Genomic DNA, 10,232 nt, shown 5'->3' on the forward strand with positions numbered 1-10,232 from the left:
AAGCCTCCCCGCCGAGGCGGGGAGGCGCCTTTAACCAGACAACTCAGAACGCCGTACTGATCTTATCCTTTGCGTTCGTGCCGTCGTAGAAATCATCGTCGTTCTTGATGAAGGGCGGGATTTGCTTCCCCGCGGCATAGTCAGCCATCGTGGCGAAAGCCTTCGGTCCGAAAAGCGGGCTGCAGCCGCAGATGGCGCCGATCTTGCCATCGACGATTGCTTGCACGCCGTCCTTTTCGCCGTCGATCGAGACGATCAGCACATCTTTTCCGGGCGTCTTGCCGGCGGCCTCCAGAGCTGCGATCGCGCCGAGCGCCATCTCGTCATTATGGGCATAGATGATATCGGCTTCGGGATGCGCCTGCAGCAACGTCTCGGCCACCTGGCGGCCCTTGTCGCGAGCGAAGTCGCCCGACTGTGAGGCGACAATCTTGAATTCCGAGTGCTTGGCGATGATGTCGTCAAACCCCTTCTTGCGGTCGTTGGCTGGCGAGGAACCGGTGGTGCCTTCCAGCTCGATGATCTTCGATTTTCCATTGGCGTTCTTCACCACCCATTCGGCGATGCGGTTGCCCTCATTGATGAAGTCGGAGCCGATGAAGGTGACGTAATCCTGGCCAGGCTTGGCCATGGTATGGTCCACATCGCGGTCAATGAGAAAGACCGGGATACCGGCATCGCGCGCGGCCAGGATGACCGGCACCAACGGCTTGTCCTCGCGGGGAGGCAGGAAAATCGCGTCGACGCCCTGCGCGATCATGGAGTTTACGTCGGAGGCCTGCTTGGCCGAGGATCCGGCCGCATCAGTATAAACGAGCTGATGGCCGAGCTTTGCAGCCTCATCCTGCATGCTTTTGGTTTCAGCCAGCCGCCATGGATTATTGCTCTCGGTCTGGGCGAAGCCGACCTTATACTTGTCTTTCTTGGCAAGCGGCGGGAGCGCGGCGAAGGCGCGTGGAGCGAGGGTAAGAGCGGCAACGCCGACGGCAGAGCCTACCAACAATTTCCGACGGGTGATGATCATGCTTTCCTCCTTGGTTGTCGCGTTTTGACGACGTTGAATATTCCTCGCGTATAGCGGGCTAGATCAGCTCACTTGCAGGCTCGGCCCTCGATTGAGTCACTGCGCCTGCTTCCAAAATGAAGTCGGCGCAGCGGCCGCCCAGCATCATGGCGGGTGCAGCGGTGTTGCCGGCATTGATGTTAGGGCAGGCTGACATGTCGGCAACGCGCAGGTTCTCTATCCCGCGCACCCGCATCGCAGCGTCCAGGACGGCCATTCTATCGCTGTCCGCACCCATGCGGCAGGTGCCGGCCGGATGGTAATTCGTTTTGACGAAGCGCTTGCAGTGCTTTTCCAGCGCCTCGTCGCTGAGGTCGTCTTCCCGGGGGACGGCCACAGCCTTGATGCGGTCCGCCAGAGGCTTCGCGTGGAATGCTTTCAGGAAATATCGTTGGCCGGCAATCATCTCCTTCATGTCATCGTGATGTTTGAGCAGGTGCGGAGAGACGACCGGACTGTCATTCGGGTCCGCCGAACGCAGCTTCACGAAACCACGGGACTTCGGCTTTACAACCACCGTCGTCACGGTAAGCCCGTAGGTATTCTCCACCAGCGTGAGGACATCGCGGTCAAGGTAGACATGTGGCACGCAAAAAGCCTGGATCGTCGGTTCGCCGTGCGGTTCGTTCGGATTGACAAAAGCCCCGGCCTCGACCCCAGCGGAAAGGATGGTGCCGGCGCCGAAAAGCTTGAAGTGCAGGCCGTTCTTGATCATCCGCCAACCCTGGCCCTGCTTAAAGTAGCCATACGGGCCGTTTGCTGTGGCAATGATCGGCACTTCGGGATGGTCGATCAGATTCTGGCCTACTCCTGGAAGATCCGCGCTACAGGCAATATGGTGTCGGGCAAGTTCGTCGGCCGGGCCAATACCTGACAACATCAGGAGTTTCGGCGAGACCAGTGCGCCGGACGAGACGATCACGTCGCCGTCCGCATAGGCCTCGTGTTCGGTTCCTGATTGGTCAGTGTAGATTACACCCTTTGCGCGCTCGTTCTGGATCAGCAGCCGCCTCGCGGCAGAATTCAGCCTCAGTGTCAGCCTGGCATCCTTCGACAGTGGCTCTATGAACGCATAAGCCGCGCTACTGCGCTTCCCGCGCCGGTTCATGAACTGATAGAAGCCCACCCCGCGTTGCGACGGACCGTTGAAGTCATGATTGTAGGGCAGTCCCAGCTCTTGGACCGCCTGTACGAACCAACGCGAAACGTCGTCAATGTGACCGGGGTCTGAGACCAGCAGTGGCCCTTCGCTCCCATGCAGGTCGCCGCTAAGACGATTGTTGCCTTCCATGGCCGTGAAGTGAGGCAGCACCGCCTGCCAGTTCCAGCGGATGCCGGCATTGTTGTCGCGCAGCAACTCATCCCATTCGTCATAGTCCGAGGCGCGGCCGCGCATATAGACTTGTGCGTTGACCGAGGTGCCGCCGCCCAGCACGTTGCCTTGCGAGATTTCGTGTTCGCGGCCATCCAGATGTTGCTGCGGCTCGGTGCGGTAATATCGCATGAACTTCGAGCCATTGATCATCTTGAAGATCCCCGGCGGCATATCGAGCAGCGGGTGGTGATGCGAATGCCCAGCTTCGAGAAGCAGGACCCGCCGTCCTGCCTTCACCAGCCGTGCCGCGACCACGCAACCCGCTGCTCCGCCGCCCACCACGATATGATCGTAAGTCTGCGTCATTCTCGCCGGTCCTCCCTCCGGCCCTCACGGCATTTCAAATGTGCCACGGACATACTCCCAGGCCGCGGAAAGATGATTGAGCAGCGCCCGCTCTGCGCCGTCTGGATCTCGCTCGATGATCGCCGTATAGATTTCGCGGTGGCTCAGGAAGTTGATGCGGTTGCGCTCGGGTGATCGAGGCATGCGCATCCAATGCGGTGACAGCCACGCGGTGAAGGCCTTGTGCACGGCGGGCATCACCGGGTTGCGCGTGATCTGGTAGAGCACGGCGTGGAATCCGACGTCTGTAGAATAGAATTTTTCCGAATCCGGTATCGCCGCCTCATTCATCTCGAGCGCTGATCTGAGCGTGGCCACGTCGTCCTTGCGCGCATGGATGGCGGCGTTGCGCGCAAGAGCGGCTTCAAGAAAGACCCGGGTATCGTAGAGGTTCTTCACTCCCGCCTGAGCGCTCAGCAGGTGGCCGACAACACCTTCTAAAGCGCCGAACGCCGCGTCCAGCCCCGGCCGGCGGACCACTGGGCGAAAGCGTGGACGCGCTTCGATGAGACCGCGGCTTGCCAGGCGAGCGACCGCTTCACGCACCACGCCCCGGCCAACCCCGTACTCGGCCATCAATTCGCGCTCAGCCGGCAGGAAACTGCCGTCGCCGAGCTTGCCGGAGGCGATATCCGCTTCGATTCCAATCACCATGGCGTCTGCGGCGCGAGCAGCTCCGCTCGTGGCCCGCGTTCCAAGATGCTGTGGTGTACTTAGCAAGCCATCCTCCACTTGAGGCAATCATTAATGCTCAGATCGGACCAAAGCACAAGGTCTGGTGAGCTATCATCGGACCAAAAGCCCGATAATTCGCCGATCCGGTTGCGATTAGCCCGATTGAGTGCAATTATGGTATGACGAAATAGGTCAGGCGGCGAGAGCCTCGCAATGGGCGATACAGAAATCACGGACGTTGAGGTTCGGCTTTTCCGGGTGCCGCTGCGTGAAGTAATGACCGACGCCAAGCATGGCGCTCACACGCATTTCGAGCTGGTGACAGCCACCCTGAGGCTGGCGGACGGCAGCGAAGGGACTGGATACACCTACACGGGCGGTAAAGGTGGGCATGCGATCGGGGCCATGATCGTGCACGATCTGGCGCCGTTCCTGAAAGGACGGGACGCGACCGACATCGAGGCGCTCTATGATGGGATGCTATGGCACATCCATTATGTCGGACGCGGCGGCATCGCGTCCTTTGCAATTTCTGCGCTCGATATATCCCTCTGGGATCTGCAAGGCCGGCGCATCGGCCGGCCGCTCTGGGAAATGGCAGGCAGTGCCGGCAAGACAGCCAAGGCATATCGCGGCGGCATCGACCTGAACTTCTCCCTCGATCAGTTGCTGGCGAGCATCGACTCCTATCTCGCCGCCGGGTTCAATGCTGTGAAGATCAAGGTCGGCAAAGACGACCTCGCGGAGGATGTCGCCCGAGTTAAGGCGATCCGCGAGCGCATCGGGCCGCACACCCCCTTCATGGTGGACGCCAATTACGCGCTCGACATCAATCGGGCGATCGAAGCGGCGAAAGCATTCGCGCCTTACGAGCTGCTGTGGTTCGAGGAGCCCATCATACCTGACGATTACCAGGGCTACGCAGCCATTGCCGAGGCAACGGGTATGCCGCTGGCCATGGGGGAGAACTTGCATGTAATCGAGGAGTTCGAGCATGCCTTCACTTGGTCGAAGCTCTCCTACATCCAGCCCGACGCCTCGAACTGTGGCGGCATTACAGGCTGGTTGCGGGTTGCCGAGCTTGCGCGCAAGGCTGGAATTCCGGTGTGCAGCCACGGCATGCAGGAACTGCATGTCAGTTTGGTCGCGGGTCAACCAAACGCTGGTTGGGTAGAGGCGCACAGTTTCGACATCGACCTGTACGCCACTTGTCCGCTCAGGCTGCAGGATGGGCTGGCAGTCGCTCCAGACGAGCCAGGCATTGGGGTCAGCTTTGACTGGCAGAAGCTGGATGGCTTTGAGGAGAGGGTCTAAAACCAAGATCGGTAATGGAACCAAATATGGCCGGAAAGAGCCAGCTTGCCGAGCGGACCAGCCGCAGTCGCAATGCGCAGAGAAGCTATCGTACTGGAAAAGGAGCGTGCCGCGAATAAGCAGCACCCGCCGAACGGCGAGTGGCTGGTCTACGGCGGCCAATCAAGTGATCTCCCGGCAGGGCTAGCGGTCATCCCGATTGGGTCGCTCTAACAGCTGCGCTCGCCCGCCATCGATGAGCTCGCGATCGGGAGCCCTCGCAACATCCGCAATTTCTGAAGTCGTTACGAAACCTTCGACAAGGCTTAAATTAGTTTTATCGATGAGTGCCCCGCATAGGTATTCTCCATCCGCCGAGGGGGCGTGATGCTTGTCGGGTGGACTCTTAAGCACCTCTCCGCGAGCGATGCCGAGATTGGCGCCTGTCTCGCGAAGCGCCGTCTTGGCGGGCCATGGTGTGCAGCCATCCTGTGCTCACCGGCCAGACCGCCATCACTGCCAACGGTCGCCATGACGATCTGCATCGTCCCGGGCGTTGTCATCCTCTTCTTGACGATTGTTAGCCATCTCGGAGCTTCGATCCCCTGTTGCATCCTCTCCTGGATACCGGCAAAAGACACAATGGCGCCGTTGCCAAGGTAGGAAGTATCCTTCGGGCTGTTATCGGTGGCCAGAATCAGGGCGCGTGTCACGTGGCGTTGTGGCGCCGATCCGCCGGAAAATGAAGCTTTCGTTTCCCTCCGGCGCTGCCTGCGCGGCGTCGGTCAGTATCGCCATTTGCTTGTGGATCAGTGACTTGATGCAGGCCGGATCCGTTGCCGCGGCATCGCCGGCAATCGCCATCGCCTGACACCTGCAGCCGCCCCAATCGATCTCGCGGCGCTCGCAGCTTCGGCACGGCTCCAGCATCCAGTCGGTGCCGCGGAAGGCGTTGAATGCCGGTGAGTCGGTCCAGATTTCGGCGAGCCTGCGGTCTCCGAAGCGCTCGAAGCGCAGCGAGGGTATGGTTTGAGCGGCATGGCATGGCAACACGGTGCCGTCGGGAGCCACCATGAAGGCGTCGCGCGCCCAGCCGCCCATGCATGGCTTGGGATAAACGGCAAAATAATCCGGCGTGACGAAATCGATGTTCATGATGCCGGCGAGCCTTTCGCGCGCCGCCGCGACGATGTCCGCCTGCCGGTTGACCGCTGCCAGGTCGGGCATCAGCCTGTCGCGGTTGGCGAGCGCCCAACCGGCATATTGGACGTTGGCAATCTCGAGCCGTTCCGCATCCAAGGAGAGGGCGAGGTCGATGAATTCCGGCACTTCCTCGATGTTATGGCGATGAACCGGCGCATTGATGGTGAGGGGCAGCCCGGCCGCGCGGGCGCGGCGTGCCGTCTCCAGCTTCTTCTCGTGACTGCCCCGGTGGTTGCCGATACAATCGGTGGTCGCCGGACGGGCGCCCTGGAAGCTCAGTTGCAGGTGGTCGAGACCGGCTTCGGCAAAGGCCTCGATGCGGCCCTCGGCAATGCCAACGCCGGCGGTGATGAGGTTGGTGTAGACGCCGCGCGCCGAAAGCCCGGCGATCAATTGCTCGAGGTCGCGACGCAGCGTCGGCTCGCCGCCGGAAAGATGCACCTGCAGGACACCGAGATCGGCGGCCTGCGAGAAGAGATCGAGCCAGGTCTGCGTGTCGAGCTCGCGGTTGGCCTTCAGCAGCTCGAGCGGATTGGAGCAATAAGGGCACTGCAACGGGCAGCGATGCGTCAGTTCCGCCAGCATGCCGATCGGAGGCAGGAGGGGCGCACTCATAGCTTCACCAAAAGCTTGTCCGACCATTCCTGCAGGAAGGCGATGACGTCGGCTGCCACCTCCTGCGGATCCGCGTCATAGTCGGTCGCAAGATCGGCGATGATGCGCTCGACGGTGGACCGGCCGTCGCAGCGGCGCAATATGTCGAGACTGATCTCGTTCGGCCAGAATACCTTCTCCGGCGAAAGCAGCGCGCAGGCCTGCCGCACGGGATCGTACTGGATGCGCACATGCCTGGGCAGCAATGGCGCCGACCGCAACGACACGATGGCTCTTTCCCGTAGCGCTGTCATGACGCCGCCTCCGGGCGGAAGGCGCCGGGCGGTATGTTTCCCGGCGCGCAATAAGCATGCTGGAGCGCATCGAGCATGGCCCAGAGTATGTCGCATTTGAACACCAGCGCATCGATAGCCTGCTGCTGGCGTTCGGGCGTGTCGGCGTGGGCGAGCACGTAGGCGAGGGCGAAGTCGGCGTCGCGCGATGCCTGTTCGGGACGCCGGCTGAAATAAGCCAGCGTATCCTCGGTGATGTAATCATATCTCGCCAGCATCGCCGGCACCCGCTCGCCTATGATGATCGGCGAGAACATCTCGGTCAGCGACGATGCGACCGCCTCCAGCAGCGTCCGGTTCGTGCAGAAGGAAAGATAGGCGCCGACGGCGAAGCGGGTCGCCGGCAGCGCCAGCCTTTCGCTCTTGACCCCTTCGGCATCGAGCCCGAGCGAGGTCGCCAGGTGCAGCCAGCGCGCGATGCCGCCGCTCCAGCCGTCATCGCCGTCATGGTCTTCGATGCGCTTGCGCCAGGCGGCGCGAAACGCCGGATCCTCAGCACGCGCCAGGATCATGGCGTCCTTGCGCGGAATGACGGCCTGGTAGCAATAGCGGTTCAGCGCCCAGGCCTGCATTTCGGCCTTCGACAGTGCGCCGCCGGTCATTCTGTGATGGAAAGGATGGCGGTTGTGATAGCGCTCGTCGCCGACCCGCCGCAGCACGGCCTCGAGCTCGCTCTTGGACAGTCCGCCTCGGGCCGCGTCATGGAAATCGCTCAAAATTCTATCTCCATGCCATCGCTGGCGACTTCCCAGCCAGCCGCCTTGACCGCCGCGTGTTCGGCGGAATTCTCGTCCAGAACAGGATTGGTGTTGTTGATATGGATAAAGATACGGCGACCGATCTTCACATCGGCCAGGCCGACGATCGAACCCGCTTCTCCGGACATTGCGATGTGCCCCATGCGCGCGCCGGTTTTCTGGCCGACGCGGGCCGTGATCATCTCGTCGTCCGTATAGACGGTGCCGTCGAACAGAAGGCAGGCGGCATCCGCCAGGCGCGCGCGCAGCGCGGCACCGATGCGCGAGCAGCCCGGAATGTAAAAAACCGCGCCGCGACCGCCGGTCCCGCCGATGCGGACGCCGATCGTGTCGCCGGTGTCGGAGCTGAAATCGGCGGCGGGATCGCCTCTTTGCTCAAGATAGAGCGCGACCTTGCCGGGCACCGGAAAGCTGCCGACGACCACGCCGGTCGGGTGGCCGTCAGCGCCGCAGATCGCCATTTCCTCCGTCTGCGCCAGCAGGCGCCGGGGCACGATCGCCGGATCGAGAACGTTGAAGATCGAACTCGCCTCCAGCGTCGCCAGCACCTGTGCCGTCGCATAGATCGCGAAAGGCTGTCGCTCACGCAGGCTCAGCAGGCCGGCGACATGGTCCACGTCGGCATTGGTCAGCACCACCGCGCGGATAGGCGTCGAGCGCAGCGGCGCGTCGGCCGCGGGCTGCAGCTCGGGCGCTTGCGCAATCTGCTGGCGGATGTCGGGCGACGCGTTGAAGAGGACCCAATCTGTCCCGTCCGCCGATACGGCGATGGATGATTGGGTTCGCGAACGCACGCCGGGCATGCCCCTGCGAGCCGCGCGGCTCAGGCGGTAATTGCAATTCCACTGCGGAAAGCCGCCTCCCGCCGCCGATCCGATAATCTTCACGCGCATGCCAAACGCCCGCCCCACGACCCGTCCGATCGGCTTTTCGGCGGCAGACAGTTTGGTATTCGCGTTTCCCGCAGCAAAGCCCTCACATGCGGCGGGGTGCATGCCCCTGCTGCCAGGGACGTGCACCCTTGCGGCCTATTTCCTGGGAGGAATTTCAGCAGGCAGATACCGCGAAATCTCGAAGCCCGCAGCGACCTGGCACATGGTCGGTTTCTTCCAGCTCTTCTTCATCGCATTCTCCTCTTCTGCCAGCCCGAAGGGGCCGGTCATGTCGTTGGCTCCATCGCGGGCGGGCGCAATGGCTCGCCCATCACTTCACAAATGGACAAATGAAACACTGCGTTCTCAAACAACCAAATCGAAGATCGGTTCCTTTCCTCCGTCGCCTCTTTCGTTTTCACGCCCGCGAACTCATCTCGGTCGCGCCCGCGCGGCGAGCCAAGCCATTCATCAAGCATTTCCTCCCGTGTCCTGTTTGCGGGTCATCAGGCGGCGCGAGGGGTCGTAGGCGGTGATCGCTCCGGCCAAAAACGGCAGCGTGCATCCGGCGACAACGCCCAGCGACAGCCGGGTAAAGCGCTTCAGGGCAAAGTAGCAGATCAAGCGAGCTTCGCGCGGGTTGGCGAGAGCCGAAGCGCCAGCACAGGCTGCGGGATCAACTTGGCGTCGCCCGTTCGCCCACCTCTTCGATTTTGTCCAGAACAGCTTCGGGTGCCACGTCGCGCTTGAGCTCCTTCAGCTCGTCGTCACCTTTGGTATCCACGTCCAGCCGCTTGGCAATCTCTTCGACCAACTTGATGAGCTTGGTTGTCTCATGTTCATTCAGCAGACTGACCTGCAGATCGAGGTCTGCCCTGGCATTGTCCTCGGCCGCCATGCGGTTCTGGTTGATCAGAACGAACGTCGACAGAAAGATCGCCTCGACCGAGGCGAACATGGCCAGGATGACCAACGATGGATCAAACGGCTTTATGAAGGTTACGATGCCGAGATTGAGTGCGATCCACGCCCCAAACAAGACAAGGTGGATATAGACGAACATCATGCTGCCGGCGAAGCTGCTGATAGCTGCGGCCGTGCGTTGCTCCAAAGATGCAGACTTCGCGTCGCGTTTCCGTCTTGCGACCAACGCCTCTATGTTCCGCGCCAGGGCAGGGCTGAGGCCTTCCGCCGCCGGGGTGGTTGGCGTGGCGTAGCCCTTGCTGTCGGGGGCGGCCGTGGCACCCATTCTTGTCTCTCCCATCTAGGCTGCCTAACTCCCTGTTCGACAATTCGCTCCATTTTGCTCGGCTTCGAACGCGCGCATCCACGTTCCTGTCGCCAATGCTGCCGCCGCATTGGCGAATCCTGCGGATCACCGCTCGTCATTCCTCGGCGTTGGTTGCGTGGCCGCAGAGCCTATTAACCGCCATGTCTGTGCGCCGAAAAATCGACCAGACCGCGAAGCTAGTCGGAGAGTGGCCTCTTTCCCCCGTGGCGCTAGCGTCACCCTTCCAGGAAAAGGGATGGTCAAGCGGACCTTTTGCGCGTATGACGGCTGCGGCCAAATTGCTTTAAAGCTGCGGCGAAGGCGTGACCTGCCTGGTCGCATTTTTCGCGAGAAGGACCGTTGCTTTCGATGACGACGATAGCCTGCCTTACCGTCAACCCGTGCTTTTCTGCGAATTCGACCGGGTCATA

Annotated in this window: 12 protein-coding genes; 1 reads left to right on the forward strand and 11 read right to left on the reverse strand. The window is 61.6% G+C overall.

Annotated elements, in window-relative coordinates; all coding sequences use genetic code 11:
* Nucleotides 1-43: 43 nt before the first annotated feature.
* Genes O7A05_RS31425 through O7A05_RS31435 form a run of 3 tightly spaced genes read right to left on the reverse strand, consistent with a single transcriptional unit; the run spans nucleotide 44 to nucleotide 3,437 of the window.
* Nucleotides 44-1,024: an ABC transporter substrate-binding protein gene (locus O7A05_RS31425; protein ID WP_095768517.1), complete on the reverse strand. Its 981-nt coding sequence runs from the start codon at nucleotides 1,022-1,024 to the stop codon at nucleotides 44-46.
* Between the two features lie 58 nt (nucleotides 1,025-1,082).
* Nucleotides 1,083-2,744, reverse strand: coding sequence for a GMC family oxidoreductase (locus tag O7A05_RS31430; protein ID WP_337097176.1), 1,662 nt, complete (start codon nucleotides 2,742-2,744; stop codon nucleotides 1,083-1,085).
* A gap of 24 nt (nucleotides 2,745-2,768) precedes the next feature.
* Complete coding sequence (locus O7A05_RS31435; RefSeq protein WP_337097178.1) at nucleotides 2,769-3,437, reverse strand: FCD domain-containing protein; 669 nt, start codon at nucleotides 3,435-3,437, stop codon at nucleotides 2,769-2,771.
* 234 nt (nucleotides 3,438-3,671) lie between these two features.
* On the opposite strand from O7A05_RS31435, the gene O7A05_RS31440 reads away from it, so the two are divergent.
* Nucleotides 3,672-4,772 carry a mandelate racemase/muconate lactonizing enzyme family protein gene (locus O7A05_RS31440; RefSeq protein WP_337097180.1) on the forward strand — a complete coding sequence of 367 codons (1,101 nt, stop codon included), beginning with the start codon at nucleotides 3,672-3,674 and terminating at the stop codon, nucleotides 4,770-4,772.
* A 660-nt stretch (nucleotides 4,773-5,432) separates the two neighbouring features.
* Here the strand turns inward: O7A05_RS31440 and pqqE are convergent.
* The 8 genes from pqqE to O7A05_RS31480 all read right to left on the reverse strand — a co-directional run bounded on the left by pqqE (nucleotide 5,433) and on the right by O7A05_RS31480 (nucleotide 9,780).
* Nucleotides 5,433-6,569: a pyrroloquinoline quinone biosynthesis protein PqqE gene (gene pqqE / locus O7A05_RS31445; protein ID WP_337097182.1), complete on the reverse strand. Its 1,137-nt coding sequence runs from the start codon at nucleotides 6,567-6,569 to the stop codon at nucleotides 5,433-5,435.
* Complete coding sequence (pqqD, locus tag O7A05_RS31450) at nucleotides 6,566-6,862, reverse strand: pyrroloquinoline quinone biosynthesis peptide chaperone PqqD (protein ID WP_337097183.1); 297 nt, start codon at nucleotides 6,860-6,862, stop codon at nucleotides 6,566-6,568. Before pqqD ends, pqqE begins: the two co-directional genes overlap by 4 nt.
* The gene (gene pqqC, locus O7A05_RS31455; protein WP_337097184.1) at nucleotides 6,859-7,617 is read right to left on the reverse strand and encodes a pyrroloquinoline-quinone synthase PqqC; all 759 of its coding nucleotides are present in this window, start codon (nucleotides 7,615-7,617) and stop codon (nucleotides 6,859-6,861) included. The genes pqqD and pqqC overlap by 4 nt, the downstream gene beginning before the upstream one ends.
* Nucleotides 7,614-8,552, reverse strand: a complete 939-nt coding sequence (gene pqqB, locus O7A05_RS31460) for a pyrroloquinoline quinone biosynthesis protein PqqB (protein WP_337097190.1) — start codon at nucleotides 8,550-8,552, stop codon at nucleotides 7,614-7,616. Before pqqB ends, pqqC begins: the two co-directional genes overlap by 4 nt.
* 135 nt (nucleotides 8,553-8,687) lie before the next feature.
* Entirely contained in the window at nucleotides 8,688-8,822 is a 135-nt protein-coding gene (locus O7A05_RS31465) for a hypothetical protein (RefSeq protein ID WP_264296173.1), read from the reverse strand.
* Nucleotides 8,819-9,010 carry a hypothetical protein gene (locus tag O7A05_RS31470; RefSeq protein ID WP_337097187.1) on the reverse strand — a complete coding sequence of 64 codons (192 nt, stop codon included), beginning with the start codon at nucleotides 9,008-9,010 and terminating at the stop codon, nucleotides 8,819-8,821. The genes O7A05_RS31465 and O7A05_RS31470 overlap by 4 nt, the downstream gene beginning before the upstream one ends.
* The gene (locus O7A05_RS31475; RefSeq protein WP_415927082.1) at nucleotides 9,003-9,155 is read right to left on the reverse strand and encodes a hypothetical protein; all 153 of its coding nucleotides are present in this window, start codon (nucleotides 9,153-9,155) and stop codon (nucleotides 9,003-9,005) included. The genes O7A05_RS31470 and O7A05_RS31475 overlap by 8 nt, the downstream gene beginning before the upstream one ends.
* A gap of 52 nt (nucleotides 9,156-9,207) precedes the next feature.
* Nucleotides 9,208-9,780: a DUF1003 domain-containing protein gene (locus O7A05_RS31480; protein ID WP_337097188.1), complete on the reverse strand. Its 573-nt coding sequence runs from the start codon at nucleotides 9,778-9,780 to the stop codon at nucleotides 9,208-9,210.
* Nucleotides 9,781-10,232: the final 452 nt, after the last annotated feature.

Origin of the sequence: Mesorhizobium argentiipisi (SeqCode), from assembly GCF_037179585.1 — a bacterium.
Lineage (GTDB): Bacteria > Pseudomonadota > Alphaproteobacteria > Rhizobiales > Rhizobiaceae > Mesorhizobium > Mesorhizobium argentiipisi.